This window comes from Streptomyces sp. NPDC002698 (assembly GCF_042888945.1).
Taxonomy (GTDB): domain Bacteria; phylum Actinomycetota; class Actinomycetes; order Streptomycetales; family Streptomycetaceae; genus Streptomyces.
Genome location: NZ_JBIAQM010000005.1, coordinates 189,160 through 209,576 on the forward strand (window position 1 = coordinate 189,160; position 20,417 = coordinate 209,576).

At 70.2% G+C, this 20,417-nt stretch carries 22 protein-coding genes; 12 read left to right on the forward strand and 10 right to left on the reverse strand.

The features are described from left to right. The first annotated feature begins 388 nt into the window (after positions 1 to 388). The 7 genes from ACFYW9_RS09905 (at position 389) to serC (ending at position 7,367) form a co-directional block, all read left to right on the forward strand. Positions 389 to 2,176 carry an ATP-binding protein gene (locus ACFYW9_RS09905; protein ID WP_389147122.1) on the forward strand — a complete coding sequence of 596 codons (1,788 nt, stop codon included), beginning with the start codon at positions 389 to 391 and terminating at the stop codon, positions 2,174 to 2,176. Further along, positions 2,173 to 2,580, forward strand: a complete 408-nt coding sequence (locus tag ACFYW9_RS09910) for a roadblock/LC7 domain-containing protein (RefSeq protein WP_261701833.1) — start codon at positions 2,173 to 2,175, stop codon at positions 2,578 to 2,580. Before ACFYW9_RS09905 ends, ACFYW9_RS09910 begins: the two co-directional genes overlap by 4 nt. Continuing rightward, complete coding sequence (locus tag ACFYW9_RS09915; RefSeq protein ID WP_326787105.1) at positions 2,577 to 2,933, forward strand: DUF742 domain-containing protein; 357 nt, start codon at positions 2,577 to 2,579, stop codon at positions 2,931 to 2,933. The genes ACFYW9_RS09910 and ACFYW9_RS09915 overlap by 4 nt, the downstream gene beginning before the upstream one ends. Beyond that, positions 2,914 to 3,552, forward strand: coding sequence for an ATP/GTP-binding protein (locus ACFYW9_RS09920; RefSeq protein WP_389147127.1), 639 nt, complete (start codon positions 2,914 to 2,916; stop codon positions 3,550 to 3,552). The genes ACFYW9_RS09915 and ACFYW9_RS09920 overlap by 20 nt, the downstream gene beginning before the upstream one ends. Further along, entirely contained in the window at positions 3,549 to 4,769 is a 1,221-nt protein-coding gene (locus ACFYW9_RS09925; protein WP_351860020.1) for a cytochrome P450, read from the forward strand. Before ACFYW9_RS09920 ends, ACFYW9_RS09925 begins: the two co-directional genes overlap by 4 nt. Before the next feature lie 110 nt (positions 4,770 to 4,879). Continuing rightward, on the forward strand, positions 4,880 to 6,103 hold the full coding sequence (locus ACFYW9_RS09930; protein WP_389147131.1) for a cytochrome P450: 1,224 nt from the start codon (positions 4,880 to 4,882) through the stop codon (positions 6,101 to 6,103). A gap of 145 nt (positions 6,104 to 6,248) precedes the next feature. Continuing rightward, positions 6,249 to 7,367, forward strand: coding sequence for a phosphoserine transaminase (gene serC, locus ACFYW9_RS09935; protein ID WP_389147134.1), 1,119 nt, complete (start codon positions 6,249 to 6,251; stop codon positions 7,365 to 7,367). Positions 7,368 to 7,502: 135 nt separating this feature from the next. Here the strand turns inward: serC and ACFYW9_RS09940 are convergent, their stop codons facing one another. Next, positions 7,503 to 8,504: a WD40 repeat domain-containing protein gene (locus ACFYW9_RS09940; RefSeq protein ID WP_389147137.1), complete on the reverse strand. Its 1,002-nt coding sequence runs from the start codon at positions 8,502 to 8,504 to the stop codon at positions 7,503 to 7,505. A 176-nt stretch (positions 8,505 to 8,680) separates the two neighbouring features. On the opposite strand from ACFYW9_RS09940, the gene ACFYW9_RS09945 reads away from it, so the two are divergent. Further along, positions 8,681 to 9,364, forward strand: coding sequence for an SGNH/GDSL hydrolase family protein (locus tag ACFYW9_RS09945; protein ID WP_389147139.1), 684 nt, complete (start codon positions 8,681 to 8,683; stop codon positions 9,362 to 9,364). Positions 9,365 to 9,469: 105 nt separating this feature from the next. Here the strand turns inward: ACFYW9_RS09945 and ACFYW9_RS09950 are convergent, their stop codons facing one another. The 5 genes from ACFYW9_RS09950 to ACFYW9_RS09970 form a co-directional block, all read right to left on the reverse strand. Continuing rightward, complete coding sequence (locus ACFYW9_RS09950) at positions 9,470 to 10,126, reverse strand: hypothetical protein (protein ID WP_389147142.1); 657 nt, start codon at positions 10,124 to 10,126, stop codon at positions 9,470 to 9,472. After that, entirely contained in the window at positions 10,123 to 10,779 is a 657-nt protein-coding gene (locus ACFYW9_RS09955) for a hypothetical protein (protein WP_389147145.1), read from the reverse strand. The genes ACFYW9_RS09950 and ACFYW9_RS09955 overlap by 4 nt, the downstream gene beginning before the upstream one ends. Beyond that, entirely contained in the window at positions 10,772 to 11,209 is a 438-nt protein-coding gene (locus ACFYW9_RS09960) for a hypothetical protein (RefSeq protein WP_389147148.1), read from the reverse strand. The genes ACFYW9_RS09955 and ACFYW9_RS09960 overlap by 8 nt, the downstream gene beginning before the upstream one ends. Positions 11,210 to 11,343: 134 nt before the next feature. After that, positions 11,344 to 12,621, reverse strand: a complete 1,278-nt coding sequence (locus ACFYW9_RS09965) for a hypothetical protein (RefSeq protein ID WP_389147150.1) — start codon at positions 12,619 to 12,621, stop codon at positions 11,344 to 11,346. A gap of 47 nt (positions 12,622 to 12,668) precedes the next feature. Next, positions 12,669 to 13,115, reverse strand: a complete 447-nt coding sequence (locus ACFYW9_RS09970; protein ID WP_389147153.1) for a hypothetical protein — start codon at positions 13,113 to 13,115, stop codon at positions 12,669 to 12,671. A 306-nt stretch (positions 13,116 to 13,421) separates the two neighbouring features. Between ACFYW9_RS09970 and ACFYW9_RS09975 the strand changes: the two genes are divergently transcribed. Beyond that, positions 13,422 to 14,009, forward strand: coding sequence for a Uma2 family endonuclease (locus ACFYW9_RS09975; RefSeq protein ID WP_389147157.1), 588 nt, complete (start codon positions 13,422 to 13,424; stop codon positions 14,007 to 14,009). A gap of 130 nt (positions 14,010 to 14,139) precedes the next feature. Beyond that, positions 14,140 to 15,132 (forward strand): aldo/keto reductase, encoded by a 993-nt coding sequence (locus ACFYW9_RS09980; protein WP_389147160.1) that lies wholly within the window; start codon positions 14,140 to 14,142, stop codon positions 15,130 to 15,132. 160 nt (positions 15,133 to 15,292) lie between these two features. Here ACFYW9_RS09980 and thpR read toward each other — a convergent pair whose 3' ends face one another. The 3 genes from thpR to ACFYW9_RS09995 form a co-directional block, all read right to left on the reverse strand. Further along, the gene (gene thpR / locus ACFYW9_RS09985; RefSeq protein ID WP_326787098.1) at positions 15,293 to 15,883 is read right to left on the reverse strand and encodes an RNA 2',3'-cyclic phosphodiesterase; all 591 of its coding nucleotides are present in this window, start codon (positions 15,881 to 15,883) and stop codon (positions 15,293 to 15,295) included. A gap of 93 nt (positions 15,884 to 15,976) precedes the next feature. After that, entirely contained in the window at positions 15,977 to 17,341 is a 1,365-nt protein-coding gene (locus tag ACFYW9_RS09990; RefSeq protein ID WP_389147163.1) for an MFS transporter, read from the reverse strand. A 308-nt stretch (positions 17,342 to 17,649) separates the two neighbouring features. Next, positions 17,650 to 18,087, reverse strand: coding sequence for a MarR family winged helix-turn-helix transcriptional regulator (locus tag ACFYW9_RS09995; protein ID WP_389147166.1), 438 nt, complete (start codon positions 18,085 to 18,087; stop codon positions 17,650 to 17,652). 142 nt (positions 18,088 to 18,229) lie between these two features. On the opposite strand from ACFYW9_RS09995, the gene ACFYW9_RS10000 reads away from it, so the two are divergent. Further along, the gene (locus tag ACFYW9_RS10000) at positions 18,230 to 18,412 is read left to right on the forward strand and encodes a ribbon-helix-helix protein, CopG family (protein WP_103551026.1); all 183 of its coding nucleotides are present in this window, start codon (positions 18,230 to 18,232) and stop codon (positions 18,410 to 18,412) included. A 22-nt stretch (positions 18,413 to 18,434) separates the two neighbouring features. On the opposite strand, the gene ACFYW9_RS10005 is transcribed toward ACFYW9_RS10000, so the two are convergent. Further along, a complete protein-coding gene (locus ACFYW9_RS10005) occupies positions 18,435 to 19,886 on the reverse strand; it encodes an NCS2 family permease (RefSeq protein WP_389147170.1) in 1,452 nt (483 codons plus the stop codon). Positions 19,887 to 20,123: 237 nt separating this feature from the next. Here ACFYW9_RS10005 and ACFYW9_RS10010 point away from each other — a divergent pair, with 237 nt between their 5' ends. Further along, positions 20,124 to 20,399, forward strand: a complete 276-nt coding sequence (locus tag ACFYW9_RS10010; RefSeq protein ID WP_328669737.1) for a DUF2530 domain-containing protein — start codon at positions 20,124 to 20,126, stop codon at positions 20,397 to 20,399. Positions 20,400 to 20,417 lie beyond the last annotated feature (18 nt).

The window sequence follows — 20,417 nt, forward strand, 5'->3', positions numbered from 1 at the left end:
CCCCCGCCAGTTCGGACCGGAGCCGGCCGGCCGACCCCTCCGGCTGCCCCTCCGACTGCCCTGCGGGCCGCCCGTCCGGCCGTCCGCTCGGCTGCCCTGCGGGCCCTCCGCTCGGCCTTCCGTCCGGTCGTCCGTCCGGCCGTCCACCCAGATCCGTCATGTCTCCAGGATGCCGCCGGGCACCGGCGACGGCCCTGTGGCCGGTACCCGAAAGACACCGATATGCCGGGGCGATCATGAAACCGCTTCCCGAAGCCTCCCAATCGGATCACGAACTCTCATATAGTGACCGCGAGTTGAGCATCGAGTGTCGCTTCTCGCCCAGGACCGACCGAGGACACGACCGAGGACACGTTCTCCCCCCAGGAACACGACCGAGGACCGATTGATGACCCCGCCCCTGCCCTCCGGCGAACGACCCACCCCCCGCACCACGGCGAAAGCCGTGCTGGCCGCCGCCGTCCCGGCCGCGGCCGCGGTGGTGGCCGCCGTCCTGCTCGCCCCCGAACCGGCCCGCGTGCCCCTCGCCTGGGGCACCGGCGCCGCCGCGGTGCTGCTGTGCGCCGCCGTCGCGGTGGCCGCCCACGCCGTGCAGACCAGGCGCATCGCCCTGCGCCGCCTCGACAGCGTGACCAAGGACGCCGGCCGGCTCCTCCAGGAACGCGCCAGACTGGCGGAGGAGTTCGGCCGGGACCGGGCCAGGCTCGCCGACGAGGCCGCCCGCGAACGCGCCCGCGCGGCCGAGACCGCGGCCCAGGAGCGGGTCCGTCTGACCGAGACCGCCGCCCGTGAACACTCCCGCCTCACCGAGGAGTTCGCCAAGGAGCGGGAACTGCTCACCGGCGACCGCGCCCGGCTCACCGAGCGCAACGCCGAACTCTCCGAGCGCGCCCGGCAGGCCGCCGCCGACCGCGCCGCCGCGATCTCGGCGATCGCCAACGCGGCCGGACGCATGCAGGCGCTGTCCACCGGCATGCTGGCCGACCTGCGCGCGATGGAGGAGAGGCACTCCGACGAGGACGTCCTCACGGACCTGCTCCACCTCGACCACCGCACCGCGCAGGCCGGCCGCCTCGCCGACTCCGTCGCCGTCCTGGCGGGCGCGCGCTCGGGGCGCCGCTGGGCCCGCCCGATCGTCATGGAGTCGATCCTGCGCGGCGCCATGGGCCGCATCGGCGGCTACCAGCGGGTGCGCGTCCACTCCGCCAGCGAGGTCGCCGTCGCCGGACACGCCGCCGAGGGCGTCATGCACGCACTCGCCGAACTCCTCGACAACGCCGCCAACTTCTCGCCGCCCACCGCCGAAGTCCATGTGTACGTCGAGGAGGTCCCCGCGGGTGTCATCGTCTCCGTCGAGGACAGCGGCCTGGTGATGGGAGACGTCCAGCTGCGCCGCGCCGAACGCGCCGTCACCGGCGTCGTCGGGCCCCGGTCCGGGCTCGGCGGCCTCACCGGCACCCGCCTCGGCCTCTCGGTGGTCGGCCGGCTCGCCCGCAAGCACGGCCTGAAGGTGTCCTTCCGGCCCTCCGCCCGCGGCGGCACCGGCGTGCTGGTCCTCATACCGCAGGACATCCTCACCCAGCCCAGCCTCCACCTCACCGCGGCGCCGCTGCCGGCCGGGGCCGAGCCCGTCCCCTCCGACCCGACCGCCGTCGAGGGCCGCACCACCGCGCCGAGGCCGCCGGACGGCCGGGAATCACCGGAGTCCCCGTGGTCCCCTGACCCGCAGGAGTCCCGTACCTCCCAGGAATCCACCGCGTCCCCCGTGTCGTACGCCGCCGCCCGCGCGGCCGGCGACCTCGACCCGGACCCCGTCCCGACCCACGACTCGCCCCGGCACGAACAGGGCCTCCCGTCCACCGGCGGCCTGCCCAAGCGCCGCCGCGGACGCACCCTCGCCCACGCCGAGCGCAGCCGCTCCCACGTCACACCCCCGGCCGCCCCCGAACCCCGTACCGGCGACGACCCCAAGATCCGGTCCGCCTCCCGCTTCGGCACCTTCCGCCAGGCGGTGCGCGGCACGGCACCGGGCGCCCCCGGACCCGTACCGGCCGACGATCCGCCCCGGACCGAAGCACCGGCACGGCCCGAGGACCACGCAACCGCGTCCACCAGTTCCCCCACCCCGACCCCCACCACCCCCACCGCGCTCCCGGAAGGCGACACCACCCCATGACCGGCACCATCACCGCCGACGAGAAGCTCACCTGGCTCATCGAGGGCCTCCTTGAGCGCACCCCGGGCGCACGGCACGCGCTCGTGCTCTCCCGCGACGGACTGAAGCTGTGCCGCACTCCGGAGCTGTCGGTCGACCAGGCCGACCAGCTCGCCGCCATCGCCGCCGGCATCCAGTCGCTGTCCCACGGCGCCTCCGTGGAGTTCGGCGACGGCAGCGGGGGCGTGCGCTCGGCGATGGCCGAGTTCTACGGAGGGGTGCTGTTCATCGTGGAAGCGGGCGACGGCGCGCACCTCGCCGTCGTCACCGCCGAGGACGCCGACGCCGGACTGGTGGGACACAACATGAGCGAACTCGTGGAACAACTCGGCGAGCACCTGACCTCGCCGCCCCGGTCGTCATGAGCCGTCCTGGCAGGGACGACGCGCCGGACCGGCTGTACACCCTCACCGGAGGGCGCACCCGGTCCGGCCCCGACACCCCCTTCGACCTCGTGACACTGGTGGTCGCCGAGTGCGATCCGGCGGTGGGCATGCAGTCCGAGCACGCCGCGATCCTGCGGATGTGCGAGCGGCCGACGGCGGTCGTGGAGATCGCGGCGGAGCTGAGGCTGCCGGTGTCGATCACCCGCGTCCTGCTCTCCGACCTGCTCTCCACCGGCCGGGTCAGCGCCCGTCACCCGCACACGACGGTTCCCTCCGGTCTTCCCGATCCCGACATCCTGGAGCAGGTGCTCGTTGGACTCCGTAACCTCTGACGCTCGTGCGCCCCTGTCCGCGTCCGCCGACAACGGCCTCAAGATCGTGATCGTGGGCGGGTTCGGTGTCGGCAAGACGACCCTCGTCCGCTCGGTCAGCGAGATACGTCCCCTCAACACCGAGGAGACGATGACGCAGGCCGGCGAGAGCGTCGACGACATCAGCGAGGTGCGCGGCAAGTCCGCCACCACCGTCGCCTTCGACTTCGGACGCATCACGCTGGACACGCACAACATCCTGTACCTGTTCGGCGCGCCCGGACAGGAGCGGTTCTGGTTCCTGTGGGACCGGCTGTTCTCCGGAACGCTCGGGGCGATCGTCCTGGTCGACACCCGCCGCATCGACGAATCCTGGTACGCCATCGACCGGCTGGAGCACCACGGCACGCCCTTCATCGTGGCCTGCAACGACTTCGGCGGCCCCCCGCACACCCCCGCCCAGATCCGCGAGGCCCTCGACCTCGACCCGCACGTACCGCTGCTCGACTGCGACGCCCGCTCCCGGGAGTCCAGCAAGCAGGTGCTGATCACGCTGGTGGAGCACCTCCAGTCCCGCTACGCCCGTCACGGCGCCGCAGCCGCGGAAGGCGCCCTTCACTCACCGGAGCCCGCGCTGTGACCCCCGCCTCCGCCACCGCGCCCGTCCCCCTCGGCGGGCCGCGGTTCCAGACCGAACCCGCCGAGCTGTACCGGGAGATGCGGCGCGACCACGGATCCGTCGTGCCGGTCGTCCTCGACGGCGACATCCCCGCCTGGCTCGTGCTCGGCTACCGCGAACTGCACCAGGTCACCGGCGATCCCCAGCTGTTCAGCCGGGACTCGGACCTGTGGAGCCAGTGGGACCGCATCCCCGACGACTGGCCGCTGCTGCCGATGATCGGCCGCAAACAGCCCTCCATCCTGTACACCGTCGGCGAGCGCCACCGCGAGCGCGCCGCGATGATCAGCGACGCCCTCGAAGCCGTCGACCCCTCCGAACTGCGCTCCCAGGCCGAGAAGTTCGCCGACGAGCTGATCGACGCGATCTGCCCCAAGGGCGAGACGGACCTCATCGGCGACTACGCGGCCCTGCTGCCCGTACGGGTCCTCGCGACGCTCTACGGCTTCGCGGACGAGCAGGGTCCCGGCCTGGTCACCGCCCTGAACGACATGATCAACGGGCGCGAGGGCGCGCTGGCCGGACAGCAGCATCTGGCCTCCTCCATGGCGCAGTTGATCGCCGACCGCAAGGAGGCGCCCGCCAACGACGTCGTGTCCCGGATGCTCGCGAACACCGCCGGCTTCGACGACATGGAGATCGTCCAGGACCTCATGGTCATGATGGCCGCCGGCCACCAGCCCACGGCCGACTGGATCGGCAACTCGCTGCGCCTGATGCTCACCGACGAACGGTTCGCCGCCTCCCTGTTCGGCGGCCGGCACAGCGTCGCCGAGGCCATGAACGAGGTCCTGTGGGAGGACACCCCCACCCAGAACGTGGCCGGACGCTGGGCCTCCCGCAACACCCAGCTCGGCGGCCGCCGCATCCGCGCCGGCGACCTGCTGCTGCTCGGCCTCCAGGGCGCCAACTCCGACCCCCAGGTCCGCACCGACAGTTCGGCCCTCACCGGCGGCAACAACGCCCACTTCTCCTTCGGTCACGGGGAGCACCGCTGCCCGTTCCCGGCACAGGAGGTCGCCGAGGTCATCGCGCGGACCGGCATCGAGATCGTCCTGGACCGGCTGCCGGACATCGACCTGGCGGTACCCGCCGACACGCTGACCCGGCGCCCCTCCCCGTGGCTACGGGGCCTGAACGAACTGCCCGTGCGGTTCACGCCCGTACCCGTCCTCTGAGACACCGTTGCCACCCGGCCGGCGCACCCGCCCGGCCGGGGCCCGGGGCTGTCCCCATGCCCCGGGGGAAGACGCGTCACCCCCACCCCAGCCCTTGGAGGCACCCCCGCATGACCACCGGTACCGAAGAGACCCGCATAGTCCTGGACCCCTTCGTCACCGACCTGGACGGCGAGAGCGCCGCGCTGCGCGCCGCGGGACCGCTCGCCGCCGTCGAACTGCCCGGCGGTGTCCCGGTGTGGGCGGTCACCCACCACGCCGAGGCGCGCGCCCTGCTCACGGACCCCCGTCTGGTGAAGGACATCAACGTCTGGGGCGCCTGGCAGCGCGGCGAGATCGCCCCCGACTGGCCGCTGATCGGACTCGCCAACCCCGGCCGCTCCATGCTCACCGTGGACGGCGCGGACCACCGGCGGATGCGCACCCTGGTGGCGCAGGCGCTGACCCCGCGCCGGGTGGAGCAGATGCGGGAGCGGATCTCGAAGCTGACGGAGAGCCTGCTCGACAACCTCACCGGGGACGTCGTCGACCTGAAGGCCGACTTCGCCTACCCCCTGCCCATGTACGTGATCGCCGACCTCATGGGCATCGAGGAGTCCCGGCTGCCGCGTCTGAAGGAGCTCTTCGAGAAGTTCTTCTCGACGCAGACCCCGCCCGCCGAGGTCATCGCGACCCTCACCGAGCTGGCCGGGATCATGGCGGACACGGTGGCGGCCAAGCGCGCCGAGCCGGGCGACGACCTGACCAGCGCCCTGATCGTGGCCTCCGAGGACGGCGACCACCTCACCGACGCGGAGATCGTCTCCACCCTCCAGCTGATGGTCGCGGCGGGCCACGAGACGACCATCTCCCTGATCGTCAACGCGGTGGTGAACCTCTCCGCCCACCCCGACCAGCGCGCCCTCGTGCTGTCCGGCGAGGCCGACTGGTCCGCGGTCGTCGAGGAGACCCTGCGCCACTCCACCCCGACCTCCCACGTCCTCATCCGCTTCGCCACGGAGGACGTCCCGGTCGGCGACAAGGTGATCCCGGCGGGCGACGCGCTCATCGTGTCGTACGGCGCGATCGGCCGCGACGAGAACGCCCACGGGCCCACCGCGGGCGAGTTCGACGTCAGCCGCACCGGCAAGAACCGGCACATCTCCTTCGGCCACGGGCCCCACGTCTGCCCCGGCGCGGCCCTGTCCCGCCTGGAGGCGGGCGTCGCCCTGCCCGCCCTGTACGAGCGCTTCCCCTCCCTGGACCTGGCCGTCCCGGTGTCGGAGCTCCGCAACAAGCCGGTGGTGACGCAGAACGACCTGTTCGAGCTGCCGGTCAGGCTCACCGCCGAGTGAACTGACCAGGCGTGACGGCCGGCCGCCGGAGGAGCCGCCACGGCCCCTCCGGCGGCCGTGCCCTCACCACGCGCCGTCAACACGCCCCGTCTCAGCCGACGGACGACGTTTCACCGAGGTTTCCCGGAACGGCTAGGCTCCTGACGTGGCTGATATCCAGATCCCCGCTGACCTCAAGCCCGCCGACGGACGATTCGGCGCCGGCCCCTCCAAGGTGCGGACGGAGGCACTGGACGCGCTGGCCGCGACCGGTAGCTCTCTGCTCGGCACATCCCACCGCCAGGCCCCGGTCAAGAACCTGGTCGGCAAGGTGCGCGAGGGCGTGCGCGAGCTGTTCTCCCTGCCCGACGGATACGAGGTCGTCCTCGGCAACGGCGGCTCCACCGCGTTCTGGGACGTCGCGACGCACGGCCTGATCGAGAACAAGTCGCAGCACCTCACGTTCGGCGAGTTCTCCTCCAAGTTCGCGAAGGCGGCCAAGCTCGCCCCGTGGCTCGCCGAGCCGACCGTGGTCTCCTCCGACCCGGGCACGCACCCCGAGCCGGTCGCCGAGGCGGGCGCCGACGTCTACGCCTTCACCCACAACGAGACCTCCACCGGTGTCGCCGCCCCGATCAAGCGGGTCGCGGGCGCCGACGAGGGCTCCCTCGTCCTGGTGGACGCCACCTCCGGCGCCGGCGGCCTGCCCGTCGACATCGCCGAGACGGACGTCTACTACTTCGCCCCGCAGAAGTCCTTCGCCTCCGACGGCGGACTGTGGATCGGCGTGTTCTCCCCGGCCGCGATCGAGCGCGCCGAGCGCGTCCACGCCTCGGGCCGCCACATCCCGGAGTTCTTCTCGCTGCCCACGGCGATCGACAACTCCCGCAAGAACCAGACGTACAACACCCCGGCGCTGGCCACGATCTTCCTGCTCAACGAGCAGATCGAGTGGATCAACGGCCAGGGCGGCCTCGCCTGGTCGGCCGCCCGGACGAAGGACTCCTCGACCCGCCTGTACCGCTGGGCCGAGGACAGCAAGTACGCCACCCCGTTCGTGACGGACGCGGCCAAGCGCTCGCAGGTCATCGGCACGATCGACTTCGCCGACGAGATCGACGCCGCCGCCGTCGCCAAGGTCCTGCGCGCCAACGGCATCGTCGACACCGAGCCCTACCGCAAGCTCGGCCGCAACCAGCTGCGCGTCGCCATGTTCCCGGCGATCGACCCGGCGGACGTCGAGGCGCTGACGCACTGCATCGACTACGTGATCGAGAAGCTCTGACCGTCCCGGTCTTCGAGGGGCGTCCGGCGCGCGAGCGTGCCGGACGCCCCTTCGCCGTGTGCAGGGGCCTTGGCCGCCGTCCGTCGCGCACGGGCCCGCGGCCGCCGTCCGTCGTGACGCGGGCCGCGGCCGCGTTCAGCGGCGGCGCAGCAGCCGCTTGAAGCCGAACCCCACGACGAAGAGGGCCGCGACCGCGACGGCGCCGATCTTCACCTGACCGCTCGTCCCGTCGCCGCTCCCGCCCCCGGCTGCCGAACCGCCGCCCTTGGAGGGCGAGTTGGAGCCGGACCCCGCGGCACCCGGCGCGTCCTCGGGCTCCACACCGCTGTCCGCGCCCTCACTGCCGTACAGGAGCTTCGATCCGTCGGAGGTGTAGGTGATCGACTCGCCCTGGCCCTGGAGGGGCACGTTCAGGCGCTCCAGGCGCTTGATCCGCCCGCCGTTCCAGGAGTAGGCGATGCCGCCGAAATAGCCGCGCACGGCGAGCTGCCGGCCGTCGGGAGAGAAGGCCCCGTCCGTGACCCACAGGTCGACGGTGGCGACGGGCTTGAACACATTGGTCGCGGAGGCGCTGAGTTCGGCGGGGCCTTCGTAGAGGTGGCCGCCGTCCTCGTTCTTGTCGGCGATGTAGACGCGCCCCGTCTTGGGGTGCACCATCAGCGCCTCCGCGTTGCGGGGACCGTCCGAGTACTTCACGACGTACTGGGTGGCACGGATCGTCTGGTCCTCGAGGACCTTCGGCTCGGGGAGCTTGTAGATCCACACGTGGTCCCACGAGCCGCCGAGGTTGTCGCCGATGTCACCGACGTACAGGTCGCCGTCGGGGCCCAGGGAGATCGCCTCGACGTCCCGGGGCGCGCCGACCCCGCTCATGGTGACCGTGGCGACGGTCCGGCCCGTCCTGCTGTCGACCGCGTACAGGTAGGGCCCGTCGTCGCTGTCGTTGTGGGTCCAGTAGACGCCCGGGTGGACGCGTGAGGCGGCGAGACCGCTGGACTCCTTGATCCGGGGATCCTTGATGGTGAACCCGCCGTCCCCGCCGTCGGCGAGAGCGGGTGCCGCCAGGGCGAGGACGAGGGCCGCTCCGGCAAGGGCTCCGGCGGCGGCTCCGGACACGAACGAGTGCGATCGGCGCATGGCCCAAGCCTGCCATCCCACCGGCCCGTTCATGTGACCGGCGCCCGCCCGGACCCGCGCCGCCAGGCCCTCGCGCCCCACCCGGCCCCGTGCACCGCGCCGGACCGCCCGCGGGCGTGTCCAGCTTCACACCCTGACGGCCCGTGGCGCCCGGGCCGATCGTCCATGATGATCGGATGCTCAGGTTCATGCCCGTCGGCGACTCCATGACGATCGGTAGCGCGGGCGAACACACTTGGCGTTACCGGATGTGGCAGCACCTGCGCGCGACGTACGGGGGCCCGTTCAAGATCGTCGGCCCGCGCGAGACGCTCTACGACAAGTCGACGGGCTCCCCCGACTCGCACGAGTACGCGGACCCGGAGTTCCCCCGCGCCCACCTGGCCGGCTGGGGGGAGGGCTGGCTGCACATGGCCCCGATGATCCGCGAGACGGTCCGCGCGCAGCGCGCCGACGTCCTGCTGGTCTCGCTCGGCCTCATCGACCTCGGCTTCTACACCAACGCCGTGCAGACCGCCGACAACGTCCGCGTCTTCGTCGAGGAGGCCCGCGCCGCGAACCCGCGCGTCCGCATGGTCCTGCTCCCCGTGATACCGAACGTCCGCGCCGAGTCCGACGCCCCCTTCGCCGCCGAGGTGGCCGCCTTCAACGAGCTCCTCGCCAAGGCGGTCGCCGACCTCGACGAACCGCGCTCCCCCCTGCTGCTCGCGTCCCCGCCCCCCTCGTACGACATCACCTTCGACACGTACGACGGCACCCACCCGAACGCGAGCGGCGAACACAAGATCGCGGAGGGTTTCGCGGACGCGATGCACCAGGCCTGGGACCTGGGCGAGCCGTACACGGCCCAGCCGGCCTGACCGTCGAGACCGGCGCGTTTCCCCGCGGCCAGGCCTCGCCAGCCTGTGCACGACATCGCTCCCCGGCACCGTCGGGACGTGTCCGCACGTCGCGCCGGAGGCCCGCTACGACGGGGGTTGCGGGAGCTCACCCTCCGGTTCGAGATCCCACACCGCGACGCTCACCTTGTGCGTCAGCTCTTCGATGTCCGTGGCCGCGCGGATGATCTGCGCGGTGTCGTCGCCGGCGGTCCACAGGACCACGTCGGCACCGACTTCCTCGTCGCGCCAGGCATAGCGGAGTGCGGCGAGCACCTCGGGTGCGTCGTCCTGCCGTACGTACCGGAAAGCTCGCAGCCCCTCGCCGAGCAGCTCCGCACGGAAGGGCTCGGCAACCGGTGGTTCGACCGCTTCAGGGTCTTCTGCCCGGACCAGCGCACGCAGCGTCTCCTCGCGGTAGCCCTGAGCAGGCTTCACCGTGGCGATGACCGGCAGAGGCATGGTCAGCGGCTCCCACATGCGGATCACCACCCGCGTGTCGAAGGATTCCGGCGCGAAGGCGACCGCGAGGCGCTGAAGGGTGTCCGCGAGAAAGGCGATTCCAAAGTCTCCGGGGCTCTGCCCGTACGACTGCCAGAACAGCTGGGAGCAGTCACGCGCCCAGACACCGATGTCCTGCCACTCCTCGGTCTCCCAGTGCGGAGGGAGTTCCAGCCACCGGCTCGGGTCGTAGGCGATGTCGAGGCTGAACTCGTGCTCCGGCTCCACCCAGCCCTCGGTCATGTCCAACTCCACCGGAACGTCGTCATGAGTGCGTCGAACCACTCGACCAGGGCATCGGCCAAGTCGTCCTTGGGGTCGCCGCCGCCGATCGTGGAAAATGCCGCGACGAACCAGCGAGTCGGATCACGAGGTACGGACACCAGGTAGTCGACGCGTCGGGTGGCCGACCCGGCTCCACGTTCCGGATCCGCCGGGGCGATTCGCTCCCGCCGCACCGCAAGAGCGCCGTCAACCTCACCACTGCTCAAGTCGATGCCGGTACCACCGTCACCTGAAATCAACTGCACCGCGACCTCCGCCGGATCGGAGGGGTGCCTGCCCTCGCCCTTCGCTCCGGGGCGCGCGGGCAGTCGGGCCTCGGAGACGACGATCGACGCGCCGAGGTTCACCTCACCCGCCAGCCGCATCGGCAGGTACAGCTCCAGCGCCTCGGCCCTGCGGGCGTCGCCGACGACAGCCAGCAGTCGGCGCTCCAACTCCAGCCGCAGAGGCGTCAGCTTGTCGCGCGGCACCTCGGCAGGCACGCGTGCGAACGCCGAGGCGACGATGTCACGGACGGCCTGCTCCGCATCACCTTGGCGCAGGGGGATCTGCACCCAGTCCGACGGCAGGAGGAGTCGATAGCCGGTGGGCGGGGACGGGGGTTCAGCCACGGGTTCGGGCCCGCCTGTTCGTGTACCAGATGCCCACGTAGACGGCGAGGCTGAAGAGCACAGCAGGCCAGAGCTGCCGGCGACCGTCGAATACGGCAAGGGGCAGCGACATGAAGAGGTAGAGGCCACTGAAGATCTTCAGATCGGATTCCGTGGTGACGCCCTCTGCCCGGGCTTCCGGCTTCCAGAACCGGATCAGGGCCAACAAGGGGGTGAGTGCGGCGATATCCACCGGCCAGGTGGGTGCCGCCAGCTCAACCCCCCAAGTCTCCTCGCCGCCCAAGGAGACCAGAAACCACATGAGCATGGCGACGGCGACGGCGAGGAGCCCATAACGCAGTCTTGCCGCCAGCCTGAACAGCCGGTCGTCCTCCCGCCGCCCAGTCGAGCTGCCGCCGAAGCTGTCGAACTCGGGGGAACCACTCGGCACTTCCCCGCGAGGAGTCCGGGCGGACAGCCGAGGGTGATGCGGTCCCGAGGACCGCACACGCCCCTGAGTCCGCTGCGCCTTGCGGACACGCGCGCCCTCCGTGGAATCCACTTCACGCTTCACTGGTTTGAACCTCACCATCGGGACAGTAGTGGGGCCGTCATATGGCCCTTGGCGTTGGTGTAGGTGCTCGACGTCTCGTCTCCGAGCCTTCCTCCCAGGTCAAGGGCGGTACTGGCCCCCCAGTTCGCCCGGGACACCCAGAGCTGGCGTTCCGCTTCGGAGGTTGCGGATTGAAGCTGCGGGCTTCCGGGGTGCTCGGCCCGCAGGCGACGGATGTCCTTCATCTGCCGAGCCATGTCCTTGTCTCCGAGAGTCCTGGCCTTCTCGGCCTGGCTCACCTCCGGCAACGGCTTCTTCTCCACCTGCCGCGCCGCCGCACGAGCCTTCTGGGTATCCGCGGCTCGATGCAGACGGCCTGCCCTCCCACCGACGGCGGCCCGCCGGGGCGCGCTCGCCCGCATGGCGGCGCGCTTCTCCGCCTGCTTCGTGATGCCCTTGGCGATGCCCCGGGCCTCCTTCTGCAGCGCTTTGACGGCCTTGGCGGCCTTGACGCCGTTCTTGGCCATCTTGAACGCCGCGATATCGGTCAGCACGTCGAACCACGAACCGTTGCCCGTCATCGCCTGAACGAGGTGGATGGCGAAGATGACCCCGGTGAGTAACGCGGCCAGCCCTCCGACCGCCGGAAAGAAGATCGCGACGAAGGTGAGGACGGTGCAGATGTCGCTGAGCCTGTCGGCCAGGCTGCTCAGCCAGTCGGCGTCCGCCACCCACGCCTTGAAGTCGTTCCACCAGCTGTCCTTCATGTCGTCGTCGACCGACGACCGGATCTTGCCGGCGAAGTGGTCCGCGCGCTCGTGGTAGAAGGAGACGGCCGAGTTCAGCTTCGTACGGGCCGCGCCGAGATCTTCCTCGGCCTGCTTCACCGCGGGGTCGTCGTGTGGCTCGTCCTTGCCGGAGTCCTTGCTCGAGCCCTTGCCGGCAGCACCGTCCGGCTTGTGGTTGTCGATGACCCGCTGGGCGTCCTTGGCCTCGTCCAGCGCACGGCCCGCCTTCGTCTGGGCGGTCTCCATGTCGTCCGCCCAGCCGCCGAGGTGCCCCTTCACCTTGCGGTACCGGTCCTCGGCGAGGTCCAGCCTGCGCCCCAGTCCGCGCGCCTTGTCGCCGAGTTCGTCAGCGTACTTGCCCTTCAACCCGTCGCAGTCGGCGATCGCCTGCATGGCGGCGGCCTGCGTGCGCAGCTTCTCCGCGACCTTCTTCATGTGCTCGACCTCGCGTCGGATCCCCTCCGGATCCCCCGGAACGGGATCGGCGTCTGCGAGCGGCGTCCAGTCAGCCGGCCGCGCCATGGGTGCTCCCCCTGTGAAGTGCCATCGGTCCTTCCACGCCCAAGGCGCTACTTCTTTTTCGCCTTGCCCGCGTTGGCCAGCTGGTCGTCGAGTCCCTTGAAGGCATCGCTGGTCGTCCTGACCATCTTTCCGACCTCTTCGATCTCCTTGACCAGTCGCTTGCGGTTCTTGTCCCAGTTGTCCACGAAGTCACCCATGGCGCTCTGGACGCCGCTCTCACCGAGCAGGAACTCGATGTCCTGTCGCCAGTCCTCCAGGCCATTGAACTCGCGGCGAATCTGGCTGAGTTGCTTGGCACTCGTCGCCAACAGGTCATAGTCGACCTCGAGATCCGATCCCTTCGGCATACCCACTCCCCCGTGTTGCGCCTGTAAGCGGTTGACGGCCTGGATCTCCCGGGCCACGACGTCCCGATCGGCACCGAACCCACCGTCCGGGAGGTCGCCTCCCTGACCGGTGGCACTTGTCCAACTGATCTTCCAGGTGATGGTCACCCGCAACTTGTACGAGCCGTCGCCGGAGGAGCGCAGGTACTTCACCCCGCATGGCGGGGTCTCGTCGGCCTGGCCCTTGGCGTAGGGCTCACCGATCTGGCCGTCGTGAAGTGCGCACTGGCCGGAGGCGGGCTAGGTGACCGGGTCGCGGAGTTGCTCGCGGGGCCGTGTGGGGGCATGGGGTTCGGACAGTCGCAGCGGCCAGAACGGATTGACCTGATCCCGGCGTATCACGGTCACCGTGCGTATCGTTGAACAGCGCGGCCGCACTCGGCGACGAAGCGGCCGGGGAGGAGGAGCGCCACGATGACCGTCCTCGAAGACAGGATCGCGATGGCCGAGAGCGACAGCGAGAGCACGCTGGACGAGATGTTCGAGCGACTCGAGAAGATGCCCGTCCCCGAGGGATACAAGGTCGAGATCGTCGAGGGGACCGTCTACATGTCGCCGCAGCGGGACACCCACTGGGAAATCATCCTGGACATCGTCGAGCAGTTGCGGACCAAGTACCCCCGGAAACGGGTCAAGTCCGACGTCCGGATCGACTACCCGGGCCACCTCAACGGTTTCGCCACCGACGTGACGGTGATGGCCGAGGGGGCCGAGAAGACGGAAGCCGGCCACTGGCGCCACGAGGACGTCGAGTTCGTCGCCGAGGTCATCTCCAGGGGCACCGCGACGAACGACTACGGCCCCAAGAAGGCCGCCTACGCCACAGCCGAGGTCCCGGTCTACGTCATCGCCGACCCCTACCAGCGCCGGTGCCACATCTACACCCAGCCCAAGAAGGACGACTACGAGATCGAGACCACAGTCCCCTTCGGCAGCGGCCTGAACCTCACCGGCACGGTCGTCGGCCTCACCCTCACGACCGACGAGTTCCCTCACGACTGACGGTCCGATCCGGCTCTTCCCGTCCCATGCGCTTGCATCGAGCGCACGCGAAGTCGTCGGCGGGATGCCCACGGCCGCTGCGCGAGTGGCACTTGCCTGGAGCGGACTCGAAGCAGTTGGCTGGTGAACCATGGAGTACACACAGCTCGGACGCACGGGGCTCAAGGTCAGCCGGCTCGTCCTCGGCACGATGAACTTCGGACCGCAGACGGACGAGGCCGACAGCCACGCCATCATGGACGCGGCGCTCGACGCCGGAATCAATTACTTCGACACGGCAAACGTGTACGGCTGGGGCGAGAACAAGGGCCGTACGGAATCGATCATCGGCAACTGGTTCGCCAAGGGCGGCGACCGCCGGGAGCGGACGGTCCTCGCCACCAAGGTGTACGGGAACATGGGCGCCGAGGGCGACCCGTGGCCCAACCAGGACAAGCTCTCCGCCCTGAACATCCGGCGGGCGGTCGAGGCGAGCCTGAAGCGGCTGCAGACGGACTACATCGACGTCTACCAGTTCCACCACGTCGACCGGTCCACCCCCTTCGAGGAGATCTGGCAGGCCGTCGACGTCCTCGTACAGCAGGGGAAGATCCTCTACGTGGGGTCCAGCAACTTCCCCGGCTACAAGATCGCCCAGGCCAACGAGATCGCCGCCCGCCGGGGCGGGACCATCGGCCTGGTCAGCGAGCAGTGCCTCTACAACCTCGCCGAGCGCCGCGCCGAGATGGAGGTCATCCCGGCCGCCGAGGAGTACGGGCTCGGCGTCATCCCCTGGTCGCCGCTGCACGGCGGACTGCTGGGCGGTGTGATCAAGAAGGAGGTCGAGGGCGGCCGCCGGGCGAGCGGACGGTCCGCCGACGCCCTCGCGAACACGGCCGTACGCGCCCAGATCCAGTCGTACGAGGATCTGCTGGAGAAGCACGGTCTGGAGCCCGGAGAGGCCGCGCTGGCCTGGCTGCTGACCCGTCCCGGTGTCACCGGCCCCATCGTGGGCCCGCGCACCGCGGAGCAGCTCGAATCGGCGCTGCGCGCGGTGGAGCTGGAGCTGTCGGAGGAGGTCCTGGAGGGGCTCGACGAGATCTTCCCGGGCCCGGGCCCGTCCCCCGAGGCGTTCGCCTGGTAGCGGGAGCGGCGTCCAGCGGTGGCGGCCGTCGTCCGGCCGCCGCCGCCGGGGCCACGGCGGTCCCTATCTGACCGCCGCCGCCATGGCCACGACGAAGAACATCAGCACGAGCACACCGGCCATGATCCGGTTACGGGTCTTCGGGTTCACGCCAACGAGGTTAACGGGCCGCCGGGCCGGTCCCGTCGCCCGCCCCCAGCGGGCAACCGGCCACCGTTTCGTATCGGGGCTGCTCACCGGGCACTCCCGACGTCGGCAGGTTGCTGCGGACGAGACACAGCTCACCCACCGTCCAGGGCTTCCCGGCGAACGCGTCCAGCGCGGCGACGTACGGCTTGAAGTCCGCGGAGTCGCGGCTGCGGGCCACCGTCAGATGCGGCCGGTAGCGGCGGTGCTCCTCCATCTCGACGCCCGCCTTGCGGCCCGCCGCCTCCGCCCGGTCCGCCAGCAGCCGCATGGTCTGGATGTCCCCCGCCGCGCCCACCCACAGGGCACGCCCGCCGAAGTGCCCGCCGCCGCGCAGGGACAGCGGGAACGGGTCGGTGCGACGGGCGGCCCGCAGCAGCCGTTCCGTGAGGTCCGGGACGAGGTCGTCGGCGACCTCTCCGTAGAACGCGAGGGTGAAGTGCCAGCCGGGGCGGCCCGTCCAGCGCAAGGCGTCCGCACCCGGCGTCCGCTGCAACGCGTCCACCGCAGGGGCCAGTTCACGCACCGCTCCGGCGGGGGGCAGTACCGCGGCGAAGAGTCTCATGGGGGCCAGCCTTCCAGGGAACGGCGATCAGCACACGGGAGTACGCGAGGCGGCCGGCCGCGTGAGCCGGCCGGCCGCCTCCGAACCACCTGGTCACACCGTGGTGGCGAGCCGTTCCTCGCTCCGCTCGCGCGGGACGAAGCGGACCCTGGGGCGGCCGTGATGCCACCCGAGGGAGACCCGCAGGCCGCCGAGGCGGGCCAGTACCAGACCGATCGCCGTCGCCGCGGTCATCGAGACCAGCCCGCCGAGCGCGAAGCCCACCCGGGGGCCGTAGACGTCGGTGACCCAGCCGACCAGCGGCGCGCCGAGCGGTGAGCCGCCCACGAAGACCATCATGAACAGCGCCATGACCCGGCCGCGCATGGCCGGGTCGGTGGCCATCTGGACCGAGGTGTTCGCGGTGACGTTCACCGTCAGTCCGAAGACGCCGATCGGGACCATCAGGAGCGAGAACAGCCAGAGCGTGGGCGCCATCGCGGCCACCACCTCCAGCGCGCCGAAGACCACCGCGGCCGCGATCAGCACGCGCAGCCGGGCCGTGCCGCGCCGGGCCGCGAGCAGCGCTCCGGCCAGCGAACCCAGCGCTATCAGCGTGTTGAAGAGGCTGTAGGCCCCGGCACCCGAGTCGAAGACGTCGTCCGCGTACGCCGACAGCCAGACGGGGAAGTTGAAGCCGAACGTGCCGATGAAGCCGACGAGGACGATCGGCCAGACCAGTTCGGGGCGCCCGGCGACGTAGCGCAGGCCTTCGCGGAGCTGGCCCTTGGCGCGCGGCGCCCGCTCGACGACGTGCAGTTCACGGGACCGCATCAGTAGCAGGCTCGCCAGCGGGGCCACGAACGACAGGCCGTTGAGCAGGAAGGCCCAGCCGGTGCCCACGCCGGTGATCAGCAGGCCCGCGACGGCGGGTCCGACCAGCCGCGCGGACTGGAAGTTGGCCGAGTTCAGGCTGACCGCGTTCTGGAGCTGGCCGGGGCCGACCATCTCGGAGACGAAGGACTGGCGTGCCGGGTTGTCGACGACGGTGGCCATACCGACGGCGAACGCGGCGAGATAGACGTGCCAGACCTGGACGTGGCCGGAGAGGGTGAGGAAGGCGAGCGCGAGGCCGGTGAGGGCCATCGCCGTCTGGGTCACCAGCAGCGTGGGGCGCTTGGGAAGACGGTCGACGAGAACACCGCCGTACAGGCCGAAGAGCAGCATCGGCAGGAACTGGAGCGCGGTGGTGATACCGACCGCGGCGGAGGAGCCGGTCAGGCTGAGCACCAGCCAGTCCTGGGCGATGCGCTGCATCCAGGTGCCGGTGTTGGAGACGACCTGGCCCAGGAAGAACAGACGGTAGTTCCGGATCTTCAGCGAGCTGAACATCGAGGAGGAGCGGGGGGAGTCGCGGGCGGCTGTGGAGTCGTGGGTGGCTGGTGCGGGGGCGGAGTGTGCTCCGGGTCCCGTACTCAAAAGGGCTCGCCTCCAGTGCGATCGTGGACGTCGGCGTCATGGGGGGCGTCGGCGCTTGCGGGGAAGGGCGGACCCTCCGTTGCTCCGAGACCGGTGATCCGGACCGAGGTCAGCGATCCGGACCGAGACCGGTGATCCAGGCCGAGATCGGTGATCCGAACCGAGATCAGTGATCCGGACCGGGATCAGTGATCCGAACCGAGATCAGCGATCCGGACCGGGATCAGTGATCCGGACCGGGATCGGTGATCAGCGTCGTGACCGGTGATCCGGACCGGGATCGGGGAGCGAAGGAGGGCTGCCGTCGGTCAGATGTGCGCGAGCTTCTCCAGGACGGGAGCGGCCTCGCGAAGCTTGGCCCATTCGTCCTCGTCGAGGACCTCGACCAGTCCGGCGAGGAACGCGTTCCGCCTGCGGCGGCTCTCTTCGAGCATCGCCTCCGCCTTGTCGGTCTGCGTCACCACCTTCTGGCGCCGGTCCTCGGGGTGCGGCTCCAGCCTGACGAGCCCCTTGGCTTCGAGCAGCGCGACGATGCGGGTCATCGACGGCGGCTGCACGTGTTCCTTGCGGGCGAGTTCGCCGGGCGTGGCGCTGCCGCAGCGGGCGAGGGTGCCGAGCACCGACATCTCGGTGGGGCTCAGCGACTCGTCGACCCGCTGGTGCTTGAGTCGACGCGACAACCGCATCACTGCGGAGCGCAAGGCGTTCACGGCGGCCTCGTCGTCGCCATGGGTGAGGTCAGGCATGTTCTTTAGCGTAACTCATTACTCTCGCTAAAGAACACTGGGGCCCCATGAACGCGCCATCCGACACGGGGATCACTCATATGAGTGAGATCGCACCGGAAAGTGACCCGATTCCGGTCGGGAAGAGGCGACCCTCGACTTCATGGGGACCAGCGTGCTCAGCCTGCGTATCGACGGGGAGCTGCTCGACCGGCTCCGACAACATGCCGCGAAACGCGGAATGAGCGTCCAGGACTATGTGGTCCGGACGCTCATTCGCGACGACTTCGACGAGCGGTTCCAGACCGCCGTCGAGGAGACGGAGAAGTTCTACGGGGTCACGTGACCCCCCGCACGGCCGAGGCCGCTCAGGTCAGGCCGAGGGCCGGCATGAGGTAGTAGAAGGTGAACACGGCCGACACCACGTACATGGCGACCGGGATGTCACGGCCGCGGCCCGCCGCCAGGCGCAGCACGACGAAGGTGATGAAGCCCATCCCGATGCCGTTGGTGATCGAGTAGGTGAACGGCATCATCATCATCGTCACGAAGGCCGGGATGGCGATCGTGTAGTCCGCCCAGTCGATCTCCTTGACCGAGTGGGACATGATCAGGAAGCCGACCGCGATGAGCGCGGGGGTGGCCGCCTGGGACGGGACCATCGTGGCGACGGGGGTCAGGAACAGGGCGACGGCGAACAGCGCGCCGGTGACCACGTTCGCGAAGCCCGTACGGGCACCCTCGCCGACGCCGGCCGTGGACTCCACGAAGCACGTGGTGGCCGAGGAGGAGGAGGCGCCGCCCGCGGCGACGGCGACGCCGTCGACGAAGAGGACCTTGTTGATGCCGGGCATGTTGCCCTGCGCGTCCGTCAGCTTGGCCTCGTCGCTGATGCCCATGATCGTGCCCATCGCGTCGAAGAAGCACGACAGCAGCACGGTGAAGACGAAGAGGATGCCGGTCAGCACGCCGACCTTGCCGAAGCCGCCGAAGAGGCTGAACTGGCCGATCAGACCGAAGTCCGGGCTGGCGACCGGGTTGCCCGGCCACTTCGGGGTGGTCAGACCCCAGGACGGGACGGTGGTGACGGCGTTGATGATCACCGCGACGACCGTCATGGTGACGATCGAGATGAGGATGGCGCCGGGCACCTTGCGCACGATCAGCGCGAGGGTGAACAGGGTGCCGAGGACGAAGACCAGCACGGGCCAGCCGTGCAGGTGACCGTCGGTGCCGAGCTGGAGCGGGACGGTCGTCTGGGCGATGTCCGGGATGCGCGTGACGAAGCCGGAGTCGACCAGGCCGATCAGCATGATGAACAGGCCGATGCCGATCGCGATGCCCTTGCGCAGGCCGAGCGGCACCGCGTTCATGACGCGCTCACGCAGACCGGTGGCGACCAGGAGCATCACGATGAAGCCCGCGAGGACCACCATGCCCATGGCGTCCGGCCAGGACATCCGGGGCGCGAGCTGGAGGGCGACCACCGTGTTCACGCCGAGGCCCGCCGCCAGCGCGATCGGCACATTGCCGATGACGCCCATGAGGAGCGTGGTGAAGGCCGCGGTCAGCGCGGTCGCCGTCACGAGCTGCCCGTTGTCGAGGTGGTGCCCGTACATGTCCTTCGCGCTGCCCAGGATGATCGGGTTCAGCACGATGATGTACGCCATCGCGAAGAAGGTGGCGAAACCGCCGCGGATCTCCCGCGGAAGGCTGGAACCCCGCTCGGAGATCTTGAAGAAGCGGTCGAGGGCGCTCTGCGCGGGCCGGGACTCCGGCTCCTGCGGGGCGGGGGCCTTGGTGGCGGCCGAGGTGGACATGCGGGTCCTCAAACGTGCGGGGGACAAGGAACGTGATCGAGCCTGGTCAGCGATCGACCACCAGAAGGTTTCCCCCAGATCCCTTTTGGTGATTCATACGAATACAACTGGCCAGACTCGGACCGTTTCAGTATGAACATATGAGTCAGAAATCGCTATCTCCGCGCGTAGACCCTTGCCGTACAAGGGAGGCCGGGTGCGGACACAACCGGTCGCCGACCCTCGTAAGCTGTGCACATGGCGAAGTGGACCCCCAAGCACGAGGCGCCGGAGCCCCTGGAGGGCCCCGTCGTCGCCACCATCACGGGCGGCACGATCCTCTGGTTCGTCCTCTTCCTGGTGCAGCTGCCGTTCTACGGCTGGTTCGACGACCACGGACACCTGTGGTGGCTGTGGACCTGCCTGGCCGGCGCGGGCCTCGGGCTGATCGGCATCTGGTACGTCCGCAAGCGTGACGCCGCGATCAAGCGCGCCCAGGCGGCCGGCTCCCCCGCCACCCCCGTGACGGAGTAGGGGACTTCTCCACCCACG

Excerpts from the sequence above, each read along its gene's own strand:
- ACFYW9_RS09995 (WP_389147166.1), bottom strand. The coding sequence starts at position 18,087 with ATGCCTGACCTCACCCATGGCGACGACGAGGCCGCCGTGAACGCCTTG.
- ACFYW9_RS09910 (WP_261701833.1), top strand. The coding sequence starts at position 2,173 with ATGACCGGCACCATCACCGCCGACGAGAAGCTCACCTGGCTCATCGAG.
- ACFYW9_RS10005 (WP_389147170.1), bottom strand. The coding sequence starts at position 19,886 with ATGTCCACCTCGGCCGCCACCAAGGCCCCCGCCCCGCAGGAGCCGGAG.
- ACFYW9_RS09980 (WP_389147160.1), top strand. The coding sequence starts at position 14,140 with ATGGAGTACACACAGCTCGGACGCACGGGGCTCAAGGTCAGCCGGCTC.
- ACFYW9_RS09915 (WP_326787105.1), top strand. The coding sequence starts at position 2,577 with ATGAGCCGTCCTGGCAGGGACGACGCGCCGGACCGGCTGTACACCCTC.
- ACFYW9_RS09950 (WP_389147142.1), bottom strand. The coding sequence starts at position 10,126 with ATGACCGAGGGCTGGGTGGAGCCGGAGCACGAGTTCAGCCTCGACATC.
- ACFYW9_RS10010 (WP_328669737.1), top strand. The coding sequence starts at position 20,124 with ATGGCGAAGTGGACCCCCAAGCACGAGGCGCCGGAGCCCCTGGAGGGC.
- ACFYW9_RS09975 (WP_389147157.1), top strand. The coding sequence starts at position 13,422 with ATGACCGTCCTCGAAGACAGGATCGCGATGGCCGAGAGCGACAGCGAG.
- ACFYW9_RS09905 (WP_389147122.1), top strand. The coding sequence starts at position 389 with ATGACCCCGCCCCTGCCCTCCGGCGAACGACCCACCCCCCGCACCACG.
- ACFYW9_RS09945 (WP_389147139.1), top strand. The coding sequence starts at position 8,681 with ATGCTCAGGTTCATGCCCGTCGGCGACTCCATGACGATCGGTAGCGCG.
- ACFYW9_RS09965 (WP_389147150.1), bottom strand. The coding sequence starts at position 12,621 with ATGGCGCGGCCGGCTGACTGGACGCCGCTCGCAGACGCCGATCCCGTT.
- ACFYW9_RS09940 (WP_389147137.1), bottom strand. The coding sequence starts at position 8,504 with ATGCGCCGATCGCACTCGTTCGTGTCCGGAGCCGCCGCCGGAGCCCTT.
- ACFYW9_RS10000 (WP_103551026.1), top strand. The coding sequence starts at position 18,230 with ATGGGGACCAGCGTGCTCAGCCTGCGTATCGACGGGGAGCTGCTCGAC.
- ACFYW9_RS09930 (WP_389147131.1), top strand. The coding sequence starts at position 4,880 with ATGACCACCGGTACCGAAGAGACCCGCATAGTCCTGGACCCCTTCGTC.
- thpR (WP_326787098.1), bottom strand. The coding sequence starts at position 15,883 with ATGAGACTCTTCGCCGCGGTACTGCCCCCCGCCGGAGCGGTGCGTGAA.